29 protein-coding genes and 3 pseudogenes are annotated in these 22,455 nt (G+C 63.7%); 28 read left to right on the top strand and 4 right to left on the bottom strand.

Annotated elements, in window-relative coordinates:
- The first annotated feature begins 175 nt into the window (after positions 1–175).
- The 23 genes and pseudogenes from A1D30_RS07745 to A1D30_RS07645 all read left to right on the top strand — a co-directional run bounded on the left by A1D30_RS07745 (position 176) and on the right by A1D30_RS07645 (position 15,436).
- Positions 176–613, top strand: a complete 438-nt coding sequence (locus A1D30_RS07745; protein WP_063460180.1) for a CopD family protein — start codon at positions 176–178, stop codon at positions 611–613.
- A gap of 4 nt (positions 614–617) precedes the next feature.
- Positions 618–1,715: a VanZ family protein gene (locus A1D30_RS07740; protein WP_063460179.1), complete on the top strand. Its 1,098-nt coding sequence runs from the start codon at positions 618–620 to the stop codon at positions 1,713–1,715.
- A gap of 9 nt (positions 1,716–1,724) precedes the next feature.
- Entirely contained in the window at positions 1,725–2,084 is a 360-nt protein-coding gene (locus tag A1D30_RS07735) for a hypothetical protein (protein WP_063460178.1), read from the top strand.
- A gap of 92 nt (positions 2,085–2,176) precedes the next feature.
- Complete coding sequence (locus tag A1D30_RS07730) at positions 2,177–2,827, top strand: alpha/beta fold hydrolase (protein WP_063460177.1); 651 nt, start codon at positions 2,177–2,179, stop codon at positions 2,825–2,827.
- 90 nt (positions 2,828–2,917) lie between these two features.
- Positions 2,918–4,087, top strand: coding sequence for a D-alanyl-D-alanine carboxypeptidase family protein (locus A1D30_RS07725; RefSeq protein WP_063460176.1), 1,170 nt, complete (start codon positions 2,918–2,920; stop codon positions 4,085–4,087).
- 316 nt (positions 4,088–4,403) lie between these two features.
- Positions 4,404–4,781 carry a 30S ribosomal protein S12 gene (rpsL, locus tag A1D30_RS07720; protein ID WP_015012185.1) on the top strand — a complete coding sequence of 126 codons (378 nt, stop codon included), beginning with the start codon at positions 4,404–4,406 and terminating at the stop codon, positions 4,779–4,781.
- A gap of 169 nt (positions 4,782–4,950) precedes the next feature.
- A complete protein-coding gene (gene rpsG, locus A1D30_RS07715) occupies positions 4,951–5,424 on the top strand; it encodes a 30S ribosomal protein S7 (RefSeq protein ID WP_005798541.1) in 474 nt (157 codons plus the stop codon).
- Between the two features lie 150 nt (positions 5,425–5,574).
- Positions 5,575–7,677, top strand: coding sequence for an elongation factor G (gene fusA / locus A1D30_RS07710; RefSeq protein WP_063460175.1), 2,103 nt, complete (start codon positions 5,575–5,577; stop codon positions 7,675–7,677).
- 142 nt (positions 7,678–7,819) lie between these two features.
- Positions 7,820–7,992: pseudogene (locus A1D30_RS26190) on the top strand (GTP-binding protein); the annotation flags it as partial.
- A 1-nt stretch (position 7,993) separates the two neighbouring features.
- Positions 7,994–9,114 (top strand): annotated as a pseudogene (gene tuf, locus A1D30_RS07705) (elongation factor Tu); the annotation flags it as partial.
- A gap of 1 nt (position 9,115) precedes the next feature.
- A pseudogene (locus A1D30_RS26185) lies at positions 9,116–9,310 on the top strand (elongation factor Tu); the annotation flags it as partial.
- 26 nt (positions 9,311–9,336) lie between these two features.
- Positions 9,337–9,648 carry a 30S ribosomal protein S10 gene (gene rpsJ, locus A1D30_RS07700; protein WP_005796953.1) on the top strand — a complete coding sequence of 104 codons (312 nt, stop codon included), beginning with the start codon at positions 9,337–9,339 and terminating at the stop codon, positions 9,646–9,648.
- A gap of 225 nt (positions 9,649–9,873) precedes the next feature.
- Positions 9,874–10,548, top strand: a complete 675-nt coding sequence (gene rplC, locus A1D30_RS07695; protein ID WP_063460174.1) for a 50S ribosomal protein L3 — start codon at positions 9,874–9,876, stop codon at positions 10,546–10,548.
- Positions 10,548–11,168: a 50S ribosomal protein L4 gene (gene rplD, locus A1D30_RS07690; RefSeq protein WP_008906425.1), complete on the top strand. Its 621-nt coding sequence runs from the start codon at positions 10,548–10,550 to the stop codon at positions 11,166–11,168. The genes rplC and rplD overlap by 1 nt, the downstream gene beginning before the upstream one ends.
- Positions 11,165–11,479, top strand: coding sequence for a 50S ribosomal protein L23 (gene rplW, locus A1D30_RS07685; protein WP_007847815.1), 315 nt, complete (start codon positions 11,165–11,167; stop codon positions 11,477–11,479). Before rplD ends, rplW begins: the two co-directional genes overlap by 4 nt.
- A gap of 2 nt (positions 11,480–11,481) precedes the next feature.
- Positions 11,482–12,306, top strand: a complete 825-nt coding sequence (rplB, locus tag A1D30_RS07680; protein ID WP_063460173.1) for a 50S ribosomal protein L2 — start codon at positions 11,482–11,484, stop codon at positions 12,304–12,306.
- Between the two features lie 10 nt (positions 12,307–12,316).
- Positions 12,317–12,592, top strand: a complete 276-nt coding sequence (gene rpsS / locus A1D30_RS07675) for a 30S ribosomal protein S19 (protein ID WP_010467177.1) — start codon at positions 12,317–12,319, stop codon at positions 12,590–12,592.
- A gap of 9 nt (positions 12,593–12,601) precedes the next feature.
- Positions 12,602–12,934 carry a 50S ribosomal protein L22 gene (gene rplV / locus A1D30_RS07670; RefSeq protein ID WP_005796970.1) on the top strand — a complete coding sequence of 111 codons (333 nt, stop codon included), beginning with the start codon at positions 12,602–12,604 and terminating at the stop codon, positions 12,932–12,934.
- A 15-nt stretch (positions 12,935–12,949) separates the two neighbouring features.
- Positions 12,950–13,831, top strand: a complete 882-nt coding sequence (gene rpsC, locus A1D30_RS07665) for a 30S ribosomal protein S3 (protein ID WP_063460172.1) — start codon at positions 12,950–12,952, stop codon at positions 13,829–13,831.
- 2 nt (positions 13,832–13,833) lie between these two features.
- Positions 13,834–14,250: a 50S ribosomal protein L16 gene (rplP, locus tag A1D30_RS07660; protein ID WP_015012190.1), complete on the top strand. Its 417-nt coding sequence runs from the start codon at positions 13,834–13,836 to the stop codon at positions 14,248–14,250.
- 17 nt (positions 14,251–14,267) lie between these two features.
- Positions 14,268–14,465: a 50S ribosomal protein L29 gene (rpmC, locus tag A1D30_RS07655; protein ID WP_063460858.1), complete on the top strand. Its 198-nt coding sequence runs from the start codon at positions 14,268–14,270 to the stop codon at positions 14,463–14,465.
- 9 nt (positions 14,466–14,474) lie between these two features.
- Positions 14,475–14,744 carry a 30S ribosomal protein S17 gene (rpsQ, locus tag A1D30_RS07650; protein WP_063460171.1) on the top strand — a complete coding sequence of 90 codons (270 nt, stop codon included), beginning with the start codon at positions 14,475–14,477 and terminating at the stop codon, positions 14,742–14,744.
- Positions 14,745–14,926: 182 nt separating this feature from the next.
- Positions 14,927–15,436, top strand: a complete 510-nt coding sequence (locus A1D30_RS07645; protein WP_063460170.1) for a peroxiredoxin — start codon at positions 14,927–14,929, stop codon at positions 15,434–15,436.
- Positions 15,437–15,447: 11 nt separating this feature from the next.
- Here the strand turns inward: A1D30_RS07645 and A1D30_RS07640 are convergent, their stop codons facing one another.
- The 3 genes from A1D30_RS07640 to A1D30_RS07630 form a co-directional block, all read right to left on the bottom strand.
- Positions 15,448–17,010, bottom strand: coding sequence for a reverse transcriptase family protein (locus tag A1D30_RS07640; RefSeq protein ID WP_242421818.1), 1,563 nt, complete (start codon positions 17,008–17,010; stop codon positions 15,448–15,450).
- Between the two features lie 246 nt (positions 17,011–17,256).
- Complete coding sequence (locus A1D30_RS07635) at positions 17,257–17,748, bottom strand: GNAT family N-acetyltransferase (protein WP_063460169.1); 492 nt, start codon at positions 17,746–17,748, stop codon at positions 17,257–17,259.
- A gap of 61 nt (positions 17,749–17,809) precedes the next feature.
- Positions 17,810–18,490, bottom strand: a complete 681-nt coding sequence (locus A1D30_RS07630; protein ID WP_063460168.1) for a cytochrome b/b6 domain-containing protein — start codon at positions 18,488–18,490, stop codon at positions 17,810–17,812.
- Between the two features lie 167 nt (positions 18,491–18,657).
- Here A1D30_RS07630 and A1D30_RS07625 point away from each other — a divergent pair, with 167 nt between their 5' ends.
- Positions 18,658–19,113, top strand: a complete 456-nt coding sequence (locus A1D30_RS07625) for a cytochrome c (RefSeq protein ID WP_063460167.1) — start codon at positions 18,658–18,660, stop codon at positions 19,111–19,113.
- Between the two features lie 116 nt (positions 19,114–19,229).
- Here A1D30_RS07625 and A1D30_RS07620 read toward each other — a convergent pair whose 3' ends face one another.
- Positions 19,230–19,733 (bottom strand): TlpA disulfide reductase family protein, encoded by a 504-nt coding sequence (locus tag A1D30_RS07620; RefSeq protein ID WP_063460856.1) that lies wholly within the window; start codon positions 19,731–19,733, stop codon positions 19,230–19,232.
- 137 nt (positions 19,734–19,870) lie between these two features.
- Between A1D30_RS07620 and A1D30_RS07615 the strand changes: the two genes are divergently transcribed.
- The 4 genes from A1D30_RS07615 to A1D30_RS07600 all read left to right on the top strand — a co-directional run bounded on the left by A1D30_RS07615 (position 19,871) and on the right by A1D30_RS07600 (position 22,434).
- Complete coding sequence (locus A1D30_RS07615; protein ID WP_063460166.1) at positions 19,871–20,404, top strand: hypothetical protein; 534 nt, start codon at positions 19,871–19,873, stop codon at positions 20,402–20,404.
- Positions 20,401–21,657 (top strand): MFS transporter, encoded by a 1,257-nt coding sequence (locus A1D30_RS07610; protein WP_063460165.1) that lies wholly within the window; start codon positions 20,401–20,403, stop codon positions 21,655–21,657. The genes A1D30_RS07615 and A1D30_RS07610 overlap by 4 nt, the downstream gene beginning before the upstream one ends.
- 86 nt (positions 21,658–21,743) lie before the next feature.
- Positions 21,744–22,196: a PTS fructose transporter subunit IIA gene (locus tag A1D30_RS07605; protein ID WP_063460164.1), complete on the top strand. Its 453-nt coding sequence runs from the start codon at positions 21,744–21,746 to the stop codon at positions 22,194–22,196.
- Positions 22,165–22,434, top strand: coding sequence for an HPr family phosphocarrier protein (locus tag A1D30_RS07600; protein WP_063460163.1), 270 nt, complete (start codon positions 22,165–22,167; stop codon positions 22,432–22,434). Before A1D30_RS07605 ends, A1D30_RS07600 begins: the two co-directional genes overlap by 32 nt.
- Positions 22,435–22,455: the final 21 nt, after the last annotated feature.

The raw sequence follows: 22,455 nt of genomic DNA, 5'->3' as shown, positions 1-22,455 counted from the left end.
GCGTGTGCCCGGTGCTAAATTGGCGCCGGGCGGCTTGCTGCCCCCCGCTTTCCTCCCTGAGCGGGGCCTCGGATTGCAGCAATGCAAAACAGGCTTTCCTGGCCCGGCGGACAGCCGGGCTTTTTTTGTCCGGCCCTCGGCTGTGGCAAAGCTTGCTGGAACGTAAACTGCACCCATGCTCTGGGTCAAAGCCTTTCACATCGTCTTCGTGGCCAGCTGGTTTGCTGGCCTTTTCTATTTGCCACGCATCTTCGTCAACCTGGCGATGGTGGCGCCAGGCTCGGTGGCCGAGCGCGACCGGCTGCTGCTGATGGCGCGCAAGCTGCTTCGCTTTACCACCTTGCTGGCGGTGCCCGCGCTGGCCCTGGGCGTGTGGCTGTGGATGGGCTATGGCATCGGCCGGGGCCCTGCGTCACAGGGAAATGGCTGGATGCACGCCAAGCTGGCCGTGGTGGTGCTGGTGATCGGCTACCACCATGCCTGCGCCGTGCTGCTGCGCAAGCTGGCCGACGGCACCTGCCGCAAGAGCCACGTGTGGTTCCGCTGGTTCAACGAGGCGCCTGTGCTGCTGCTGCTGCTGGCGGTGGTGCTGGTGGTCGTCAAGCCTTTCTGAGCCGGTGCACAAGACCTCCGCCTGGCCGCTCGCGCTGATCTACACGGCGCTCATCGTTTTTGCGAGCCTGTTCCCGTTTGACGGCTGGCGTGCGCAGGGCATCGACCCGCTGGTGTTCCTGCTGGCCCGCCTGCCCCCGCCGTACTGGACGGGGTTTGACGTGGTCACCAACGCAGCCGGTTATGCGCCGCTGGGTTTTTTGCTGGTGCTGGGCATGCTGCGCTCGGGCTGGGGCCGGGGGGCGGTGTTGCTGGCCACGGTGGTGGGCGCGCTGCTGTCGCTGTCTCTGGAGTTTCTGCAGATCTACCTGCCCCGGCGCGTGCCGTCCAACCTGGACCTGCTGCTCAACATCGGCGGCACCCTGGCGGGCGCCCTGAGCGCGGCGCTGCTGGAGCGCCTGGGTGCTCTGGACCGCTGGAGCGACTTCCGCTCGCGCTGGTTTGTCGCGGACGCCAGCGGGGGCATGGTGCTGCTGGCGCTGTGGCCGATGGCGCTGCTGTTCCCGGCGGCCGTGCCTTTTGGGCTGGGCCAGGTGCTGGAGCGGCTGGAGGCGGCGCTCATCGAACTGCTGGCCGACACCCCGTTTCTCGACTGGCTGCCCCTGCGCGAGGCCGCGCTGGACCCGCTTTCGCCCAGTGGCGAGCTGCTGTGCGTCACGCTGGGCCTGCTCATCCCCTGCCTGCTGGGCTACTGCGTGATCCGCCAGATGGGGCGGCGCGCACTGTTTGCGCTGGGCGTGGTGGTGGTGGGCGTGGTCCTCACGGCGCTGTCGGCCGCGCTGAGCTGGGGCCCGGTGCACGCCTGGGAATGGATGAGCCTGCCCGTGCGCGTGGGCGTGTGGGGGGCACTGGCGCTGGCGCTGCTGCTGGTGGCCCTGCCGCGCCGAGCCTGCGCCGCCGTGCTGCTGCTGGCGCTGGCCTGGCATCTGGCGCTGCTCAACCAGGCGCCCACCAGCGCGTACTTTGCCCAGACCCTGCAGATCTGGGAGCAGGGCCGCTTCATCCGCTTTTATGGTCTGGGGCAGTGGCTGGGCTGGCTGTGGCCTTATGCCACGCTGCTGTATGTGCTTTTGCGGGTGTCCCGGCGGGATGCGCAAACTTAAAATGCCCGGATGAGTGACACCTCCTCCGCACCGGCCGCAGCGCCCGGCTACTACCAGCGCCATATCTTCTTCTGCCTGAACGACCGCACCAACGGCGAAGACAGCTGCGCCCACCACAACGCCCAGGCGGGTTTTGACCGCTGCAAGGCCCAGGTCAAGGCGGCCGGGCTGGCAGGCGCAGGCAAGGTGCGTGTGAACAAGGCCGGTTGCCTGGACCGCTGCGCGGGCGGCCCCGTGGCCGTGGTCTACCCCGAGGGCACCTGGTACACCTATGTGGACGCGGCCGACATCGACGAGATCGTCGAATCGCACCTCAAGAACGGCCAGGTGGTGGAGCGCCTGGTCACACCGGCGGAACTTGGCCGCTGATGCGGGCTCCATTCCCCTGTCTTTTTTGAATGATTTTGGCTGCTTGCGCCTGATGGATAAGCGTTTGTAGCTATTAATTGAGTAGCAATCCCGTGAATGCCCAGACCGAACGCCTGACCCTGTCCGGCCCCGCAGGCGCCATCGAGGCCGTGCGCGACAGCGCCGCACTGGCCGACGGCGCCAGCCCCCGGGGCGTGGCCATCATCGCCCACCCCCACCCGCTGTTTGGCGGCACCATGGACAACAAGGTGGTGCAGACCCTGGCGCGCGCCTTTGTGCAATGCGGCTACACGGCCGTGCGCTTCAACTTTCGGGGTGTAGGCGGCACGGCGGGTGCACATGACGACGGCCGGGGCGAGTTGCAGGACCTGCTGGCCGTGGTCGAGCAGGTGGCGCCTGCAGCCGAAGGCCAGCGCATTGCGCTGGCAGGTTTTTCGTTTGGCGCGTTTGTCACCAGCCACGCGCTGGCCACGCTCTGGCCCACAGGCCGTGTGGACCAGGCCGTGCTGGTCGGCACCGCCGCCAGCCGTTTCACTGTGGCCCCCGTGCCGCCCGACGCCCACCTGCGCACCCTGGTGGTGCACGGCGAGGCGGACGACACCGTGCCGCTGGCGTCCGTCATGGACTGGGCGCGGCCCCAGATACTGCCTGTCACAGTGATCCCGGCGGGGGGGCATTTCTTTCACGGACAATTGCCGCTTTTGAAGAATCTGGTGGTGCACCACCTGCAATCGGGCGCCTGAGGGGGCAGCCCGGGCTCTCCGGGCCTTTTCCCCTCTCTGCGCGTTTTTCTTTTCCTCTTTTTCCGAGCCTCCCCAGCCCCCTGTTGCCCCATGAAACGAATCCTGTCTGCGTTGCGATCCCTGGCCGTCTTTGCTGCGGTGGCCCCGGCGGCCTTTGGCGCCCTGGCCCAGGCGCCCCAGCCCCCTGAAATCGCCGCGCGCACCTACATGCTGGTGGATGTCACCGCCAATCAGGTGCTGGCCGCCAAGGACATCGACGCGCCGGTGGAGCAGGCCTCGCTCACCAAGCTCATGACGGGCTACCTGGTGTTTGACGCGCTGCGTGCCAAGAAGATCGCGCTGGACCAGAAGCTGCCCGTGAGCGTGCGCGCCTGGAAGATGCCCGGTTCGCGCATGTTCATCGACCCCAAGATGCAGGTGCCGGTCGAAGACCTCATCAAGGGCATGATCGTGCAGTCCGGCAACGACGCCACCATGGCCCTGGCCGAAGGCGTGGGCGGCACGGCCGAGAACTTCGTCAAGCTCATGAACGACCAGGCCAAGGCCCTGGGCATGAATGGCACCAGCTACAAGAACCCCGAAGGCCTGACCGAACCCGGCCACACCACCACGGCGCGCGATTTGTCCATGCTGGCCATGCGCCTGATGAAGGACTTTCCGGAGTACATGCACTATTACTCCACCAAGCAGTACAGCTACCCGGGCACGCCCGCATCGAACGGCAACAACCGCAATTCGCTGCTGTTCCGCGACCCGACCGTGGATGGCCTCAAGACCGGCCACACCGCTGCGGCGGGTTACTGTCTGGTGGCCACGTCCAAGCGTGAATTCCCCGGCGTGGGCCAGCGCCGGCTGCTGTCCATCGTGCTGGGCGCTGCGAGCGAAAACGCGCGCGCGAACGAAAGCCAGAAACTGCTGAACTGGGGCTACACCGCGTTCGAAGCCGTCAAGCTGTTCGACGCGGGCAAGCCCGTGGCCACCCCCGCCGTCTGGAAGGGCAAGGACAGCGTGTTGAAAATCGGCCGCGAAGAGGCCATCGTCGTGGCCGTGCCAGCAGGCAGCGCTGGCAAGGTCACCACCCAGATATCCCGCCCTGATCCGCTGGTGGCGCCCTACACCAAGGGCCAGCCTATTGGCACCCTCAAGGTGATGCTGGGCGAGCAGTCCATCGGCGAGGTGCCTTTGGTGGCGCTGGAGGCGGTGGAGCAGGCGGGAATTTTGGGTCGCGCCTGGGATGCGATCCGTCTTTGGATTAAATAGAGGGCAACCCCCTGAGGCGCTGTCGCGCCTTCACCCCTTCTCTCGAATCGCTGCGCGATTCGGGAAGGGGGACGCAGCCGGTGCGGCGGGGCGGCCCTTGCACGGCTGCCCCCGCGTGGGTAGCGCGCTTTCGACGGTTGTGGGTGGCGATGCTTTGCGCTGCAGTCCGGCGGGGTATGGAGTGAACGCTCGTTGCGTCCATGGGGGAAAGCCTTGTACTGCTTGCCCGTTCAGGGGCTTGCTGCTACATTAGAAGGCTTTTCGGAATTTCCGAAGGGTTTCACGTTTTCGTTTTTTACGTTTAGGGACGTATTTCATGCCAACCATCAATCAACTGGTCCGTCAGGGGCGCGAGGTCGAAAAGACCAAGTCCAAGAGCCCTGCGATGGAAAACTCTCCACAGCGCCGCGGCGTGTGCACCCGTGTGTACACCACGACGCCTAAGAAGCCTAACTCCGCTCTGCGTAAGGTTGCCAAGGTGCGCCTGACCAACGGTTTTGAGGTGATCTCCTACATCGGCGGTGAAGGCCACAACCTGCAGGAACACAGCGTGGTGCTGGTTCGTGGCGGTCGTGTCAAGGACTTGCCCGGTGTGCGTTACCACATCGTGCGTGGTTCGCTCGACTTGCAAGGCGTGAAAGACCGCAAGCAAGCGCGCTCCAAGTACGGCGCCAAGAAGCCCAAGGCCAAGTAAGCCCTGCGCTTTTTTGCAAAGAATTTTCGGTGCTGTTTCCCGCGTGGCGCGGTGATGCAGCGTAGTGACCCCAAACGCAGGTGTTCTGCGCGGGTCGAGTAAGTGGGAGTTTTAATGACTCTCGCGGTGTCTGAAAAGACGCCAGCTGAAGCAAAGATAGAGGTAAAAAATGCCACGTCGTCGCGAAGTCCCCAAACGTGAAATCCTGCCGGATCCCAAGTTCGGCAATGTAGAGCTGTCCAAATTCATGAACGTGATCATGGAAGGCGGCAAGAAGGCAGTTGCAGAGCGCATCATTTACGGCGCCCTGGAGCTGATCGAGAAGAAGCACCCCGACAAGGACCCTCTGGAAGCCTTCACCGTTGCCATCAACAACGTGAAGCCCATGGTGGAAGTGAAGTCCCGCCGCGTGGGCGGTGCCAACTACCAAGTGCCCGTGGAAGTGCGTCCTGTCCGTCGCCTGGCTCTGTCCATGCGCTGGATCAAGGAAGCCGCCCGCAAGCGTGGTGAAAAGTCGATGGCCCAACGCCTGGCCAACGAGCTGCTGGAAGCCACCGAAGGCCGTGGCGGCGCCATGAAGAAGCGTGACGAAGTGCACCGCATGGCCGAAGCCAACAAGGCATTCAGCCACTTCCGCTTCTAAATCGACGAATCGCTTCGTCGCCAAGCGCAAGGCTGCCGGCATTTTTGCCTGCAGCCTTGTGGCGATTGAGGTGGTCACAAAATTGACGGGTCGCAGCGCCACAATGCTGCACCCTTCCCCTGAATAACACGACCCATCCAAGGATCCACCATGGCTCGCAAGACTCCCATCGAGCGCTACCGCAATATCGGTATCTCGGCCCACATTGACGCTGGCAAGACCACGACCACCGAACGTATCCTGTTCTACACGGGCGTGAGCCACAAGATTGGTGAAGTGCACGACGGCGCTGCCACCATGGACTGGATGGAGCAGGAACAAGAGCGCGGCATCACGATCACCTCGGCTGCCACGACCTGCTTCTGGAAGGGCATGGACAACTCGTACGAAGAGCACCGCTTCAACATCATCGACACCCCCGGTCACGTGGACTTCACGATCGAAGTGGAACGTTCGATGCGCGTGCTCGACGGCGCCTGCATGGTGTACTGCGCCGTGGGTGGCGTACAGCCCCAGTCGGAAACCGTCTGGCGCCAGGCCAACAAGTACAAGGTGCCACGTCTGGCCTTTGTGAACAAGATGGACCGTACCGGTGCCAACTTCTTCAAGGTCTATGACCAGATGAAGCTGCGCCTGAAGGCGAACCCCGTGCCCGTCGTGATCCCGATCGGCGCCGAAGACAAGTTCACCGGCGTGGTCGATCTGCTGAAGATGAAGGCCATCCTGTGGGATGAGGCTTCGCAAGGCATGAAGTTCAGCTACGAAGAAATTCCCGCTGATCTGGTCGCATCCGCCAAGGAATGGCGCGAGAAGATGGTCGAAGCGGCTGCTGAAGCCTCTGAAGACCTGATGAACAAGTACCTGGAAGAAGGTGACTTGACGGAAGCCGAGATCAAGTTCGGCCTGCGCACGCGCACCATCGCCACGGAAATCCACCCGATGCTGTGCGGTACTGCGTTCAAGAACAAGGGTGTGCAGCGCATGCTGGACGCCGTGATCGACTACCTGCCAGCACCGACGGACATTCCGGACGTGACGGGTACCGACGAAGACGAGCAGCCCGTGACCCGCAAGGCGGACGACGGCGAGAAGTTCTCTGCCCTGGCGTTCAAGCTGATGACCGACCCGTTCGTGGGCCAGCTGACCTTCGTGCGTGTGTACTCCGGCGTTCTGAGCAAGGGCGACACCGTCTACAACCCCATCAAGGGCAAGAAGGAACGTATCGGCCGTATCGTGCAGATGCACGCCAACGAGCGCCAGGAAGTCGAAGAAATTCGCGCTGGCGACATCGCTGCCTGCGTGGGCCTGAAGGACGTGACCACCGGTGAAACGCTGAGCGACATCGACTCCCAGATCATTCTGGAGCGCATGGTGTTCCCTGAGCCTGTGATTACACAGGCCGTGGAACCCAAGACCAAGGCCGACCAGGAAAAGATGGGCATCGCTCTGCAGCGCCTGGCCGCAGAAGATCCATCGTTCCGCGTGAAGACCGATGAAGAATCGGGCCAGACGCTGATCGCCGGTATGGGCGAGCTGCACCTGGAAATCATCGTGGACCGCATGAAGCGTGAATTCGGCGTGGAAGCCAACGTGGGCAAGCCCCAGGTGGCATACCGCGAAACCATCCGCAAGACGGTGGAAGAAGCCGAAGGCAAGTTCGTGCGCCAGTCTGGTGGTAAGGGCCAGTACGGCCACGTCGTGCTCAAGATCGAGCCCAACGAAGCCGGCAAGGGCAACGAGTTCGTGGACGCGATCAAGGGCGGTGTGGTTCCTCGCGAATTCATCCCTGCCGTGGAAAAGGGTTTCAACGAAGCCGTGACGCAAGGCGTGCTGGCGGGTTACCCCGTGGTGGACGTCAAGGTCACGCTGCACTTCGGTTCGTACCACGATGTGGACTCGAACGAACTGGCGTTCAAGATGGCTGCCATCTTCGGCTTCAAGGAAGGCTGCAAGAAGGCCGGTCCAGTCATTCTGGAACCCATGATGGCCGTGGAAGTGGAAACGCCTGAAGACTACGCCGGCAACGTGATGGGCGATCTGTCCAGCCGTCGCGGCATGGTGCAGGGCATGGACGATATCCCGGGCGGTGGCAAGGCTATCAAGGCCGAAGTGCCCCTGTCTGAAATGTTCGGCTACTCCACGACCCTGCGCTCGATGTCGCAAGGCCGCGCCACCTACACGATGGAATTCAAGCACTACAGCGAAGCCCCTCGCAACGTGTCCGAAGCCATCATGGCAGCACGCGCCAAGTAAGTAAGCGCTTCGCCCGGGCCTCTTGGGCCTGGGCTTTGTTTTGTCTGCGATCCGGTGCCACCCTGTTCCCTGTGCGGGGTGATTCAGCAACCAGATGCAGACGTAAAACCACTACACAGGGATTGCTCTTTGGAGAATTGAAATGGCAAAAGGTAAGTTTGAACGCACCAAGCCCCACGTCAACGTGGGCACGATCGGCCACGTGGACCATGGCAAGACGACCCTGACGGCAGCCATCGCTACCGTGCTGTCGGCCAAGTTCGGCGGCGAAGCCAAGGCCTACGACCAGATCGACGCAGCGCCCGAAGAAAAGGCNACCAAGCCCCACGTCAACGTGGGCACGATCGGCCACGTGGACCATGGCAAGACGACCCTGACGGCAGCCATCGCTACCGTGCTGTCGGCCAAGTTCGGCGGCGAAGCCAAGGCCTACGACCAGATCGACGCAGCGCCCGAAGAAAAGGCCCGSGGTATCACGATCAACACCGCCCACGTGGAATACGAAACGGCCAACCGCCACTACGCCCACGTGGACTGCCCTGGTCACGCCGACTATGTGAAGAACATGATCACCGGCGCTGCCCAGATGGACGGCGCTATCCTGGTGTGCTCGGCCGCTGACGGCCCYATGCCCCAGACCCGTGAGCACATCCTGCTGGCCCGCCAAGTGGGCGTGCCTTACATCATCGTGTTCCTGAACAAGTGCGACATGGTGGACGACGAAGAACTGCTGGAACTCGTCGAAATGGAAGTGCGCGAACTCCTGGACAAGTACGACTTCCCAGGCGACGACACCCCCATCATCCGTGGCTCCGCCAAGCTCGCCCTGGAAGGCGACAAGGGCAAGCTGGGTGAAGAAGCCATCATGAAGCTGGCCGAAGCCCTGGACACCTACATCCCCACGCCAGAGCGCGCTGTGGACGGTGCCTTCCTGATGCCTGTGGAAGACGTGTTCTCCATCTCTGGCCGTGGCACCGTGGTGACCGGCCGTATCGAGCGCGGCATCATCAAGGTCGGCGAAGAAATCGAAATCGTCGGTATCAAGGACACGCAAAAGACCATCTGCACCGGCGTGGAAATGTTCCGCAAGCTGCTGGACCAAGGCCAAGCTGGCGACAACGTCGGCCTGCTGCTGCGCGGTACCAAGCGCGAAGACGTGGAACGCGGCCAAGTGCTGTGCAAGCCCGGCTCGATCAAGCCCCACACCCACTTCACGGCTGAGGTGTACGTTCTGTCCAAGGACGAAGGTGGCCGTCACACGCCTTTCTTCAACAACTACCGTCCTCAGTTCTACTTCCGCACGACCGACGTGACTGGCGCCATCGAGCTGCCAGCCGACAAGGAAATGGTCATGCCTGGTGACAACGTGTCGATCACTGTGAAGCTGATCAACCCCATCGCCATGGAAGAAGGTCTGCGCTTCGCTATCCGCGAAGGNTTCTACTTCCGCACGACCGACGTGACTGGCGCCATCGAGCTGCCAGCCGACAAGGAAATGGTCATGCCTGGTGACAACGTGTCGATCACTGTGAAGCTGATCAACCCCATCGCCATGGAAGAAGGTCTGCGCTTCGCTATCCGCGAAGGCGGTCGCACGGTGGGCGCTGGCGTCGTGGCCAAGGTCATTGCTTAATTCATAAGCAGAACAAGGAACTTGCCATGTCCAAGCAAAAAATCCGCATCCGCCTGAAGGCTTTCGATTACAAGTTGATCGACCAGTCCGCTGCCGAGATCGTTGACACCGCCAAGCGCACCGGCGCCATCGTCAAGGGCCCCGTGCCCCTGCCAACGCGCATGAAGCGTTTCGACATCCTGCGTTCGCCCCACGTCAACAAGACGTCGCGCGACCAGCTGGAAATCCGCACGCACCAGCGTCTGATGGACATCGTGGACCCAACGGACAAGACCGTTGATGCCCTGATGAAGCTCGACCTGCCTGCTGGCGTGGACGTCGAAATCAAGCTGCAATAATCCCGGAAGGCTGGTCCGCAAGGGTCAGCCCGATGGTTTGTAACGCGGACTTGCTCGAAAGAGCAGTCCGCGTTATACTTTAGGGCTTCGCCTTTCTCGCGCCTGCAAAGCTGCGGGGTTGGGGTGGAGTTTTATTAACCTTCTTTCGCACGCTGGCGCGCAAGTGCTGAGCAAAAACGCTGAGGCCAATTGAAGTCGCAGCGGTGGAAGTTTTGGAGAAAACCAATGAGTCTGAGCAACTCCCTCGGGTTGCTGGGTCGCAAAGTGGGCATGATGCGTCTGTTCACCGATGATGGGGACGCAGTGCCTGTCACGGTGGTGGATGTGTCCAACAACCGCGTTACCCAGATCAAAACCCAAGAGAACGATGGCTACGTGGCCCTGCAGGTCACGTTCGGTTCGCGCAAAGCATCGCGCGTGACCAAGCCAGAAGCCGGCCACCTTGCCAAGGCAGGTGTGGAAGCCGGTGAAATCATCCAGGAATTCCGCGTGACCGCAGAAACCGCCGGCAAGTATGCCGCGGGTGCTGCAGTGCCTGTGGCTGATGTTTTTGCTGTCGGCCAGAAGGTGGACGTGCAAGGCACCTCCATCGGTAAGGGCTACGCCGGTACCATCAAGCGCCACAACATGGCCTCGCAGCGCGCGTCGCACGGTAACAGCCGTTCGCACAACGTGCCTGGCTCTATCGGTATGGCACAAGACCCCGGTCGCGTGTTCCCCGGCAAGCGCATGACGGGCCACCTCGGCGACGTCACCAAGACCACGCAAAACCTCGATGTCATCCGCATCGACGAAGCGCGTCAACTGCTCTTGATCAAGGGCGCTATTCCGGGCTCCAAGGGTGGGTTCGTGACGGTGCGTCCCGCCATCAAGGCCAAAGCCTCCAAAGGAGCGAACTAATGCAGCTCGAACTCCTGAATGACCAAGGCCAAGGCGCATCCAAGCTGGATGTTCCTGAAACCGTGTTCGGTCGTGAATACAACGAAGATCTGGTGCACCAGATCGTGGTGGCCTACCAGGCCAACGCACGCCAAGGCACTCGCGCTCAAAAAGACCGCGAACAAGTCCGTCACTCGACCAAGAAGCCTTTCAAGCAAAAGGGTACGGGTAACGCACGTGCAGGTATGACTTCCTCGCCACTGTGGCGTGGGGGTGGTCGGATTTTCCCGAACATGCCTGACGAAAATTTCACGCAGAAGATCAACAAGAAGATGTACCGCGCCGGTATGTCTGCCATCTTGTCGCAGCTGGCCCGCGAAGGCCGTCTGGCTGTTGTCGATTCGCTGAAGCTTGACTCCCCCAAGACCAAGGTCCTGGCCGACAAGTTCAAGGCGATGAACCTGCAATCGGTGATGGTGATTGCCGACGAAGTGGACGAAAACCTGTACCTGGCCTCCCGCAATCTGGTGAACGTGCTCGTCGTTGAGCCCCGTTACGCCGATCCCGTGTCGCTGGTCCGATTCAAGAAAGTGCTCGTCACCAAGGGCGCAATCGACAAACTCAAGGAGATGTTCGCATGAGCACGCTCAAGTTTGACGAAGGTCGTCTGATGCAAGTGCTGGTCGCTCCCATCGTGTCCGAAAAGGCCACCATGGTTGCTGAAAAGTCCAATGCTGTGACGTTCAAGGTGCTGCAGAACGCTACCAAGCCAGAAATCAAAGCCGCTGTGGAATTGATGTTCAAGGTCGAGGTCAAGGGCGTTTCCGTGGTGAACACCAAAGGCAAGACCAAGCGCTTCGGCAAGACCGTCGGCCGCCGCGACAATGTTCGCAAGGCATACGTCACGCTGCAGCCAGGTCAAGAGCTGAACCTCTCCGGGGAGGCCGCGTAATCATGGCTGTCATTAAGATGAAACCCACTTCGCCCGGCCAACGTGCCGTGGTGAAGGTCACGCGTGACCACCTGTACAAGGGTGAAGCGTTTGCTCCCCTGCTGGAACCCCAGTTCCAGAAGGCCGGCCGCAACAACAACGGTCACATCACCACCCGTCACAAGGGCGGTGGCCACAAGCACCACTACCGTGTTGTGGACTTCAAGCGCAACAAGGACGGTATTCCGGCCAAGGTTGAGCGCATCGAGTACGACCCGAACCGTACGGCCCACATCGCTCTGGTGTGCTATGCCGACGGCGAGCGCCGCTACATCATCGCTCCCCGTAACCTGGAAGTGGGCGCAACCCTGCTGTCCGGTTCGGAAGCCCCGATCCGCGCTGGCAACACGCTGCCTATCCGCAACATCCCCGTGGGTTCGACCATCCACTGCATCGAGCTCAAGCCCGGTGCCGGTGCACAGATCGCCCGCTCGGCTGGTGCTTCGGCAACCCTGCTGGCCCGCGAAGGCACCTACGCTCAAGTGCGCATGCGCTCGGGTGAAGTGCGCAAGATCCACATCGAATGCCGCGCCACCATTGGCGAAGTGGCCAACGAAGAACACAGCCTGCGCCAACTGGGCAAGGCCGGTGTGAAGCGCTGGATGGGTATTCGCCCAACGGTTCGCGGCGTGGCCATGAACCCGGTGGATCACCCTCACGGTGGTGGCGAAGGCCGCACCGGCGAAGGCCGCCATGCAGTCGATCCTTGGGGCAATCTGACCAAGGGTTATCGCACCCGTAACAACAAGCGCACACAGATCATGATCGTGTCGCGTCGCAAGAAGTAAGGGGTAACAGATGACTCGCTCTCTCAAAAAGGGTCCATTTGTTGACCATCACTTGCTGGCCAAGGTCGAAAAGGCCGTTGCCACCAAGGACAAGAAACCAGTCAAGACCTGGTCGCGTCGCTCCATGGTTCTGCCCGAGTTCATCGGTCTGACCATTGCCGTGCACAACGGCAAGCAGCACGTGCCGGTCTATGTCACCGACCAGATGGTGGGCCACAAGCTGGGCGAATTCGCCCTGACGCGCACCTTCAAGGGTCACCCCGCTGACAAAAAAGCGAAGAAGTAAGGAACGACCATGTCTGAAACACGTGCAGTCCTCCGGGGCGTCCGTCTGTCGGTCGATAAGGGCCGTCTGGTCGCCGATCTGATCCGCGGCAAGAAGGTGGACCAAGCTCTGAACATCCTGACGTTCACGCAGAAAAAAGCTGCTGGCATCGTCAAGAAGGTTCTGGAGTCGGCCATTGCCAACGCCGAACACAACGATGGCGCTGACATCGACGAATTGAAGGTCAAGACCATCTACGTCGAACAAGGCACCACGCTCAAGCGCTTCACCGCGCGCGCCAAAGGCCGCGGCAACCGCATCAGCAAGCCCACGTGCCATGTGTACGTGACGGTTGGCAACTAAAGGCTCGGGAAGACTATGGGACAGAAAATCCATCCTACCGGCTTCCGCCTTGCGGTCAGCCGCAACTGGTCCAGCCGTTGGTACGCCAGCAACCGTGACTTCGCCGGCATGCTGGCCGAAGACATCAAGGTGCGCGAGTACCTGAAGGCCAAGCTCAAGAACGCGGCTGTGTCGCGCATCCTGATCGAGCGCCCCGCCAAGAACGCCCGCATCACCATTTACTCGGCACGTCCTGGTGTGGTGATCGGCAAGAAGGGTGAAGACATCGAGAACCTGAAGAAGGAACTCGCGTCGCGCCTGGGCGTGCCTGTCGCAGTGAACATCGAAGAAGTGCGCAAGCCTGAAATCGATGCCAAGCTGATCGCCGACAGCATCACGCAACAGCTCGAAAAGCGGATCATGTTCCGCCGTGCCATGAAGCGCGCCATGCAAAACGCCATGCGTCTGGGTGCCCAGGGCATCAAGATCATGTCGTCCGGCCGTCTGAACGGTATCGAAATCGCTCGTTGCGAGTGGTACCGCGAAGGCCGCGTGCCACTTCACACGCTGCGTGCGGACATCGACTACGGCACCTCTGAAGCCAAGACCACCTACGGTGTGATCGGCGTCAAGGTCTGGGTCTACAAGGGTGACACGCTGGGTCGTAACGACCTGCCAGCCGTGGAAACGCCTCGTCCAGACGAAGAGCGCCGCCCACGCGGTCCACGCCGTGATGGCCGCCCAGGTGGCGACCGTCCAGGCGCAGGCCGTGGCCCACGTCGTCCTGTCGGTGGCAACACCGCTCCGGCCGACGGCAGCGACAAGCCAGCGGAAGCTGGTGGCGCTGATAACACCGCCGTTAAGCGCGTACGCAAAGTCGCCGCGCCCGCTACAGCAGCGGACGGTAAAGGAGAATAACTATGCTGCAACCTGCTCGCCGTAAGTACCGCAAAGAGCAAAAGGGCCGTAACACTGGTGTTGCAACGCGGGGTGCCTCCGTTGCTTTCGGTGATTTCGGTCTGAAGTGCACCGATCGTGGCCGTCTGACGGCTCGCCAGATCGAAGCTGCACGCCGTGCGATTTCGCGTCACGTCAAGCGTGGCGGCCGTATCTGGATCCGCGTGTTCCCGGACAAGCCAATCTCTACCAAGCCCGCAGAAGTGCGTATGGGTAACGGTAAGGGCAACCCCGAGTACTACGTGGCCGAAATCCAGCCCGGCAAGATCGTGTTCGAAATCGTCGGTGTGCCTGAAGAACTGGCCCGTGAAGCGTTCCGCCTGGCTGCTGCCAAGCTCCCGCTGCGCACCACGTTCGTCAGCCGTCACCTTGGCGCGTAATTCAGGAGACCATGAAAATGACCAAAGCTACTGAACTGCGCCAAAAAGACGTTACCGGCATCGAAGCCGAAATCAAGGCGTTGCAAAAGGCCCACTTCGGCCTGCGCATGCAAAAGGCTACGCAGCAACTGGGTAACACCAACACGCTGCGCACCACCCGCCGCGATATCGCACGTGCCAAGACCATCCTTGCTGAAAAGCAAGCCGCCAAGTAAGGAGCCCCTATGACGGAAGCTAAAAAATCCCTCAAGCGCACCTTGGTTGGCAAGGTGGTCAGCGACAAGCGTAACAAGACCGTGACCGTGCTGATCGAGCGCCGTGTGAAGCACGAGCTCTACGGCAAGATCGTTGGCAAGTCGAGCAAGTACCACGCGCACGACGAAAACAACGAGTACAAGCTGGGCGACACGATCGAAATCACCGAGAGCCGTCCGCTCTCCAAGACCAAGAACTGGGTGGCTACCCGCTTGGTGCAAAAGGCCGGTCTGCTGTAATAAGCAGTGCTGCATTGAAGCCCGGGGCAACCCCCCGGCCTGCAAGGCCCTTCAAAACGACCCACAATGTGGGTCGTTTTGCTTTGTGGGCCGCCTTTTTTTGGATGGCCCCGGCAAATTCCCAGGCCCACCCGGGGTCCGTGGACCCCTTCCCCCATCTACCAACCTCCAAGGAGATAACAATGATCAAAGTCGGTGACACCCTGCCTGCCAGCACGCTGATGGAATATTCCGAAGTCGAAGGTGAAGGCTGCAGCATTGGCCCGAACCCCGTGCCCGTGGACAAGGCCACGGCGGGCAAGACGATTGCCCTGTTTGCGCTGCCTGGCGCCTTTACGCCCACCTGCTCGGCCAAGCATGTGCCTGGCTACATCGAGAAGGCCGCCGAGTTCAAGGCCGCTGGCGTGGACGAAATCTGGTGTGTGAGCGTGAACGACGCCTTCGTGATGGGCGCCTGGGCGCGTGACCAGAAGACCGACGGCAAAGTGCGCATGCTGGGCGACGGCGATGCGACCTTCGCCAAGGCCACCGGCCTCACCCTGGACCTGACGGGCAAGGGCCTGGGCCTGCGCAGCAACCGCTACTCGATGCTGGTGCGCGACGGCAAGGTGCTCACACTCAACGTGGAAGGCCCTGGCAAGTTCGAAGTCAGCGACGCGGACACGCTGCTGCAGCAAGCCCAGAAGGCCTGAGTCCTCTTGTCCTAAGGCGCGTCCGTGAATCGGATGGCACCGAACAGCCGCTGGAGCTTCTCCTTGCGCGTCGGTGCCAGCCACTGGCCAGCCCAGTGGATTTCTCCCTCCAGGCGCGCGCGTTCGGCCACATCCACCCCGGGCAGGCGCGCCAGCCGGTGCAGCCGGGCCTTCAGGATGTCGAACTGCTCACGGCTGTAGTTGGGGCGCTGGTTGACCACCAGCCCCGTGACGGACTGGCGCCGGTGCGCGGGCATCAGCCGGGTTTTGTCACCGCGCAGTGCAAAACCCTCGTCCTGCGCGATGGCGCCGACCCAGGCGCGCAGCGCGCCAAACTGGCCCTGCAGGTTCTGCGGGCCTGAAAACACCAAGTCATCCGCATACCGCGTGTAGCGTGCGCCAAAGCGCTGCGCCAGCGCATGCAGCCGCAAGTCCAGCCCGAACGCGCACAGATTCGCCAGAGCGGGTGAAGTGGGTGCCCCCTGGGGCAGATGGAGCTGCGCCAGGCGGGCGTGGGTGGTGCGGCGCTGCACAATCGTCTGCGCCGAGGTCGGTGCGCTGCCTTCCCACAGGCGTTCGCGGACAGGCGCAGGGGTGCGCGTGGTGGTCAGGCGCGTGAGCAGCTCGGCCGCTGGGCGGCCATGCCCCAGCGCGCGCCACAGCGTCCGCACCCGCGTGGCGTTGATGTGGGTGAAAAAGTCGGCCAGATCAAAACGGACCACCACCGCCTGCCGGGTGTGCGCCTGCGCATGGCTCCCCACACTGCGGCCCCGCACAAAGCCGTGCGCGGCCTCGTGGACGGGGATGTCTGCCAGCAGGCGGTCCAGAATGCGGCGCTGGGCGGTTGCCAGGCGCGGGCGCGGGGCCTCCAGCAGGCGCAGGCCGCCGCTGGGTTTGGGCAGCAGGCGATAGCGGTAGTGCGATGCGGGCAGGGCGCAACCGCCCTGGGGTTCGCGCCAGTGGGCATGGTCGGGCGCCAGCCACAGCAGATCCTCCAGGGGAACGCCCAGCAGCTGGACCAGGTCCTGTGCCGTGGCCAGCACGGGGGCGGAGCACTGCGGGGCACGCCCCATCCAGGCGGGTGCCGGGCCTGCCGTGCCCGGGCGCAGCAGCCAGTGCAAGGGCCCGCGCGTGCGGGGGCTGGCCGCCCAGGTGCGGAAGCTCTGGGCAAGCTGGGCGTCGGTCCGCAGGTGCCACGGCGTGGCGGAGGGGTCGTCGCCGTCGCCGTCATCGTCTTCGGTGATCAGTTCCCCGTCATCTTGCAACGGCCAGGGCGCGGTGCCGTTGCGCACCCCGGCCTTGCGCCACCAGAAACCCCGGCACAGCCAGGTGGCGAGGTCTTCGGGTTCCAGCCGGACCCATTCGGCGGTGGACACCGTGGACAGGCGGCGCAGCTGCTCGAAGAGCACCTCGGGCAAAGGTGGGTTTCCGGGCTCCGGGGCGGCATGGCCCAGGCAGTGCCCGGCCCGGGCCGCCAGTGCGCGCAGGCTGCGGCGCTCGGGGCTGTCCGCATCGGCCAGCAGGGCCAGTGCCAAGGCCCTGGCCAGGGCGCGGATGGGGGCCGACAGCGTCACGGCACGGCGTTCAGAAAGAGGTTGGCCTGGTACCAACCAGCGGGTTGGGCGCGAACTGTTTGCCACCGGTGGCGGCTGGTTCGCGCGCCCCAATGTGGGCGTATGAGGAGAACACCGTGGGGCTGCCCCATGGCCCGAACCTGTGCAGGCTCGACATGCTTGGCACCAGGCCGCTGTGATTCTATGTGAACTATCAAAATGATAGCTATCAGGGCTTATGGGATGCGCGCAAAGGCCCGAAAAAGCTCAAGAAATATCGACCTTGAGGTAATGCGCCCCGGCAATCGGGTTGTGGTAATAGGGCGGAATCTCCTCAAACCCCAGATCGGTGTACAGCGCGCGGGCAGATTCCATGTCGTCCAGGGTGTCGAGCAACACGCAGGCATAGCCCGCTTGGCGCGCGCGGTCCAGCATGGCTTCGGCCAGCTCGCGCCCCAGGCCAAAACCCCGAAACGCCTTGCGCACAAACAGGCGCTTCATTTCGCTGGCGTTGGGGTAGTCGGCGGTGTCCAGGGGGCGCAGGGCGCAGCAGCCTGCCACAGCGCCTTCGACCTCGGCGATCAGCAGGGCGCCGCGCGGCTCGGCGTAGTCGCCCGGTAGCTGGGCGAGTTCGGCGTCAAACCCCTGGAAACACAGGTCCACGCCCAGGGTGCTGGCGTATTCCCGAAAGATGTCGCGCACGGCGTCCAGCTCGGTGGGGGTGCTGGGGGTTCGCAGGGTGATGGAAGGCTTGTCCAAAACGCGAGGGGGCAAAACGATGGAAGCCGCAGTGTAGCGAGGTCGTTCCTTGAGCAGCCCGTCAGAACCCCGCCGCCATGGCCAGCGACGAGACCCACCAGGCCAGGCTAGCGCTGCCAGCCAGCACCACCAGCGCCAGGGCACGGCTCAGCGCGTCGTCGCGCGAGGGCGCGGCGGGCGTGGGCAGGGCCTTGTCGCCGCCCAGCATGGGGCGCACCAGGGTGTGCTTGCGCACCACCACGTAGAACAGCACGGCCAGCACATGCAGCGCGACCAGGCCGAGCACGAGGTACTGGCCGATCTCTTTGTGGTAACCCGTGGCCTGGCCCACCACGGCGTTGGAGACAAAACGGGTGAGCGGCCCGGCAAAAGCGATTTCGTCGTCGCTCAGCAGGCCCGTGCCCACCTGTGCGCCCAGCACGGCCAGCAGCGCAAGCACCGACAGCGCCCCCAGCGGGCTGTGCCCGGCGTTGTCCTCGGGGTGGGCGTTGCCGCGCAGGTAGCGCACGAGCCGGGCGGGTGAATACAAAAAGGCCGAGAAGCGCGACCAGCGCCCGCCGATCAACCCCCAGACCACCCGGAACACCAGCAGCGCCAGCACCGCGTAGCCCAGGCGAAAGTGCCATTCCATGGCGTTGCCGCCCACCTTGGCGGTGATGACCAGGCCGACGACACAGGCGGCCAGGGCCCAGTGGAAGAGGCGGGTGGGGAGGTCCCAGATGCGTACGGTGTGTGGCGTCATGGTGGGGAAGGCGAGGTAAAGGGGAGGGAACGGGGAGGGGATGGGCGCATTGTGAAGGAGGCCACGCGCGGCCGGAAGGGCCCCGGCCATGCGAAAACAGGTCTGACGCGGCATACTGCCACCGGGCCCCAAGGTGGGAGCCCACCCCACGACAAAGGAAATCTCCCATGAAAGCACTTGCCGCATTTGCCCTTGCCGCCGCCACGCTGACCGTGTCGGCCCCCGCCTCGGCCCAGTTTGCCAAGGCCGAGGACGCCATCAAATACCGCCAGAGCGCACTCTTCGTGATGGGCCAGCATTTTGGCCGCCTGGGCGCCATGGCCAATGGCCGTGTGCCGTTTGATGCCAAGGCTGCGCAGGAGAACGCCGACGTGGTGGCCGAAATGGCCAAGCTGCCCTGGGCCGGTTTTGGCGCGGGCACGGACAAGGGCGCACCCACCAAGGCGCTGCCGGAGATCTGGACGGAGCAGGCCAAGTTCAAGGAACATTCCGACAAGCTGCAAGCCGAGTCGGTCAAGCTGGCCGCCGCTGCCAAGACGGGCAACCTCGACAACCTCAAGACCGCATTCGGCGCTGCCGCAGGCACCTGCAAGGCCTGCCACGACAACTACCGTGCGAAGTGATGATTGCTATTGAATGAATAGCTGATAGGGCAATCCCATAGCGCGCAAGGGGCTGATTTCTTTGGAAATCAGCCCCTTGTTCGTCAGAGCAGCCTCGCCGTCCGGCTCACACCGGGTCAGGTCTCGGCCAGCAGCTTCTCGATGAGCTGGTGCAACTCGGGGAAATTGGGCGCACCCACATAGGTTTTCACGATCTCGCCGCGCTTGTTGACGATGAAGGTCGAGGGCGTGAGGCGCACATCGCCCCAGGCCTTGGCCACGTTGCCGGTGTTGTCGATCGCCACCTTGAAGGGCAGCTTGCGGGTTTCGGCAAAGTTGACCACGTAGCTGGGCGGGTCGTAGCTCATGGCCACGGCCAGGGTCTCGAACCCCTTGGTGTTGTACTTGTTGTAGGTGGCGACGATCTCGGGCATCTCGGCCACGCAGGTGGTGCAGCTGGTGGCCCAGAAGTTCACCAGGGTGACCTTGCCCTTCAGGTCAGCAGTGGATTTGCTGGTGCCATCCAGCAACACAAAGGTCGATGCGGGCGCTTCGGCGCGGCCCGTGTCCAGGTACACGTATGCACCCACGGCCGCAAACGCCGCCACCGCCACACCTGCTGCCCAATGCTTGATCGCCATGACTTCACCATCCATCCAGAAAGAACGAGGCTCTGAGGCCCATCCGGCATTGTGCCGGAGGGCTGGCCCAGGGGGTCGAGTCGGCCCAGCCGCAAAAGTTCGGGCCGCTGTGCCGACGCTCTGTCGATAATGGGCCGATGCATAGGACATTGACCGGGGCGCTGGCCCTGCTGCTGGCGGGCTGCAGCCCCGCGCTGAACTGGCGCACCGTGCCGCTGCCCGAGGCGGGCCTCACCATCACGCTGCCCTGCAAGCCTGACCAGGCCACCCGCACCGTGGAGCTGGCCGGGGCGCCGGTGGCGCTGGCCATGGTGGGCTGCGATGCCGATGGCGCGACCTTTGCCGTGTCGCACGCGGCGCTGGCGGACCCGGCCCAGGTGGGCACGGCGCTCACCCACTGGCGCGCGGCGGTGCTGGCGCGCCTGGGGCCGCAGGCGGCCACCTCGGCGGCCGACACCCCCTACACACCGCGCGGCGCCTTGCCGCTGCCGCAGTCGCTGCGCACGGTGGCCCAGGGCCAGCGCGCGGATGGCGCTGCGGTCACGGCGCAGGCCGTGTGGTTTGCGCGCGCGGCAGGCCCCGAGGTGCGGCTGTTCCACGCGGTGGTCTACAGCCAGAAGCCCCGGCCCGAGGTGGCCGACCAGTTCTTCGCCGGACTGGCGCTGCCATGAGCAGCAGCGTGTTGCCGCGGCGGGCGGCCGTCATCGTCTTTCTGGCGTTTGCCTTTGCCTACTTTCTGTCGGCGCTGGTGCGCGCCGTCACGGCCACGCTGGCGCCGACGCTGGCCCAGGAGTTCTCGTTGCAGGCGCGGGACCTGGGGCTGCTGGCGGGCGGGTACTTTCTGGGCTTTTCGGCCACCCAGCTGCCTTTGGGCACTTGGCTGGACCGCCACGGGCCCAAAAAGGTCGCGCTGGGGTTTCTGGGCGTGGCCGTGGTGGGCAGCCTGGTGTTTTCGGCGGCCACGGGGTTTTCGGGCTTGCTGGCCGGGCGCGTGCTGTGCGGCGCGGGTGTCAGCGCCTGCCTGATGGCGCCGCTCACGGGCTACCGCCGCTGGTTGGACCCCGTGGCCCAGATGCGGGCCAACTCGTGGATGCTGATGACCGGCTCGTTGGGCATGGTGGCGTCCACGCTGCCGGTGCAATGGGCCTTGCCACTGGTGGGCTGGCGCCCGCTGTTCTGGGGGCTGGCGGTGCTGATTGCGCTGTCGATGGTGGTGATCGCCGTCTGGGTGCCGGGCTGGGGCCCGGCGGGGCAGGTGAAGGCAGACTCCGGCGCCGCAGAGGCCGTGCCCCAGGGCTATGGGGTGGTCTGGCGCCACCCTTACTTCCAGCGCCTCGCGCCGCTGGGGTTCTTCTGCTACGGCGGCATGGTGGCCATGCAGACCCTGTGGGCCGGGCCGTGGATGCAGCGCGTGGCGGGCTACACCGCGCTGGAGGCCGCCACCGGCCTGTTCTGGATCAACGTGTCCATGCTCTGTACCTTCTGGTCCTGGGGCATGCTCAACCCCTGGCTGCTGCGCAAGGGCTTTGGGGCCGACCGGCTCATGGCCTGGGGCCTGCCGCTGTGTTCGGTGGTGCTGCTGGGCATCATCCTGGCCGGTCCGCAGGCCGGGGGCGGGGCCTGGGCGCTGTTCTGTGTGTCGTGCACCTTTGTGTCGCTGTCGCAGCCCGCCGTGGCCATGGCGTTCCCGCAGGCGCTGGCGGGGCGGGCGCTGTCGGCCTACAACCTGGTGATTTTTGTGGGCGTGTTTGTGGTGCAGTGGGGCATTGGCCTGGCCGTGGATGCGTTTGCGGGGGCCGGGCTGGCCACGGTGCCTGCGTTCCAGGCGGCCATGGCGGTGTACCTGGTGTGCAACGCGGGCGCCTATGCGTGGTTCCTGCTGCGGGGGCGGCGCCATAATGTGCTGCCAACCCCCACACCATGAAGACCTGCGCACATGCCGATGCAACAACGGGCCGCGTCCCTGTGACACGCGATGTGTTGATGCCCTGTATTGCGTAAGTCCTGACCATGAGCCCCACCAGCATCCTCATCATTGCCCACGCCCCACTGGCCCATGCGCTGCGCGAATGTGCGCTGCACGTGTTTGCCGACTGCGGCAGCAGCGTGGCCGCGCTGGATGTGCAGCCCAACCAGCCGCCCGAAGAATCGCTGGCCCAGGCGCGCATCCTGCTGGAGCAGCTGGGCACCGATTCCACCCTGGTGCTGACCGACGTGTTTGGCGCCACGCCGTGCAACGTGGCGCAGCGCCTGGTCGATGGCGTGCGCTCGCGCCTGGTGACAGGTGTCAACGTGCCCATGCTGCTGCGCGCCGTGAGCTACCGGGCCGAACCCCTCGACTCCGTGGTCAGCCGCGCGGTGGTGGGGGGCACGCAGGGGGTGATGCAGGTGGCCATTTCCGCGCCACAGAACCAGAACCGCCGTCACCGACATGATCAAGACCCGTACGACCATCAGCAATAAACTGGGCCTGCACGCCCGCGCATCGGCCAAGCTCACCAAGCTGGCCGGCAGCTTTCCCTGCGACGTTTTCATGAGCAAGGGCGACCGCCGCATCAACGCCAAGAGCATCATGGGCGTGATGATGCTGGCCGCCGGGCTGGGCTCCGAGGTGGAGCTGGAAACCAGCGGCGACCGCGAGCAAGAGGCCATGGATGCCCTGCTGGCGCTGATCAACGACAAATTTGGCGAAGGGGAGTGATCCCCTCGACCGTTTTCTTGG

Origin of the sequence: Acidovorax sp. GW101-3H11 (assembly GCF_001633105.1) — a bacterium.
GTDB lineage: Bacteria > Pseudomonadota > Gammaproteobacteria > Burkholderiales > Burkholderiaceae_C > Acidovorax.
The sequence above is the reverse complement of the archived record's forward strand: the minus strand, read 5'-3'. Positions and strand labels throughout refer to the sequence as shown.

Bases quoted from the DNA above. Each gene is read 5' to 3' on its own strand.
- A1D30_RS07745 (WP_063460180.1), top strand. From the start codon at position 176: ATGCTCTGGGTCAAAGCCTTTCACATCGTCTTCGTGGCCAGCTGGTTT.
- A1D30_RS07735 (WP_063460178.1), top strand. From the start codon at position 1,725: ATGAGTGACACCTCCTCCGCACCGGCCGCAGCGCCCGGCTACTACCAG.
- A1D30_RS07725 (WP_063460176.1), top strand. From the start codon at position 2,918: ATGAAACGAATCCTGTCTGCGTTGCGATCCCTGGCCGTCTTTGCTGCG.
- rpsL (WP_015012185.1), top strand. From the start codon at position 4,404: ATGCCAACCATCAATCAACTGGTCCGTCAGGGGCGCGAGGTCGAAAAG.
- rpsG (WP_005798541.1), top strand. From the start codon at position 4,951: ATGCCACGTCGTCGCGAAGTCCCCAAACGTGAAATCCTGCCGGATCCC.
- fusA (WP_063460175.1), top strand. From the start codon at position 5,575: ATGGCTCGCAAGACTCCCATCGAGCGCTACCGCAATATCGGTATCTCG.
- rpsJ (WP_005796953.1), top strand. From the start codon at position 9,337: ATGTCCAAGCAAAAAATCCGCATCCGCCTGAAGGCTTTCGATTACAAG.
- rplC (WP_063460174.1), top strand. From the start codon at position 9,874: ATGAGTCTGAGCAACTCCCTCGGGTTGCTGGGTCGCAAAGTGGGCATG.
- rplD (WP_008906425.1), top strand. From the start codon at position 10,548: ATGCAGCTCGAACTCCTGAATGACCAAGGCCAAGGCGCATCCAAGCTG.
- rplW (WP_007847815.1), top strand. From the start codon at position 11,165: ATGAGCACGCTCAAGTTTGACGAAGGTCGTCTGATGCAAGTGCTGGTC.
- rplB (WP_063460173.1), top strand. From the start codon at position 11,482: ATGGCTGTCATTAAGATGAAACCCACTTCGCCCGGCCAACGTGCCGTG.
- rpsS (WP_010467177.1), top strand. From the start codon at position 12,317: ATGACTCGCTCTCTCAAAAAGGGTCCATTTGTTGACCATCACTTGCTG.
- rplV (WP_005796970.1), top strand. From the start codon at position 12,602: ATGTCTGAAACACGTGCAGTCCTCCGGGGCGTCCGTCTGTCGGTCGAT.
- rpsC (WP_063460172.1), top strand. From the start codon at position 12,950: ATGGGACAGAAAATCCATCCTACCGGCTTCCGCCTTGCGGTCAGCCGC.
- rplP (WP_015012190.1), top strand. From the start codon at position 13,834: ATGCTGCAACCTGCTCGCCGTAAGTACCGCAAAGAGCAAAAGGGCCGT.
- rpmC (WP_063460858.1), top strand. From the start codon at position 14,268: ATGACCAAAGCTACTGAACTGCGCCAAAAAGACGTTACCGGCATCGAA.
- rpsQ (WP_063460171.1), top strand. From the start codon at position 14,475: ATGACGGAAGCTAAAAAATCCCTCAAGCGCACCTTGGTTGGCAAGGTG.
- A1D30_RS07645 (WP_063460170.1), top strand. From the start codon at position 14,927: ATGATCAAAGTCGGTGACACCCTGCCTGCCAGCACGCTGATGGAATAT.
- A1D30_RS07630 (WP_063460168.1), bottom strand. From the start codon at position 18,490: ATGACGCCACACACCGTACGCATCTGGGACCTCCCCACCCGCCTCTTC.
- A1D30_RS07625 (WP_063460167.1), top strand. From the start codon at position 18,658: ATGAAAGCACTTGCCGCATTTGCCCTTGCCGCCGCCACGCTGACCGTG.
- A1D30_RS07620 (WP_063460856.1), bottom strand. From the start codon at position 19,733: ATGGCGATCAAGCATTGGGCAGCAGGTGTGGCGGTGGCGGCGTTTGCG.
- A1D30_RS07615 (WP_063460166.1), top strand. From the start codon at position 19,871: ATGCATAGGACATTGACCGGGGCGCTGGCCCTGCTGCTGGCGGGCTGC.
- A1D30_RS07610 (WP_063460165.1), top strand. From the start codon at position 20,401: ATGAGCAGCAGCGTGTTGCCGCGGCGGGCGGCCGTCATCGTCTTTCTG.
- A1D30_RS07605 (WP_063460164.1), top strand. From the start codon at position 21,744: ATGAGCCCCACCAGCATCCTCATCATTGCCCACGCCCCACTGGCCCAT.
- A1D30_RS07600 (WP_063460163.1), top strand. From the start codon at position 22,165: ATGATCAAGACCCGTACGACCATCAGCAATAAACTGGGCCTGCACGCC.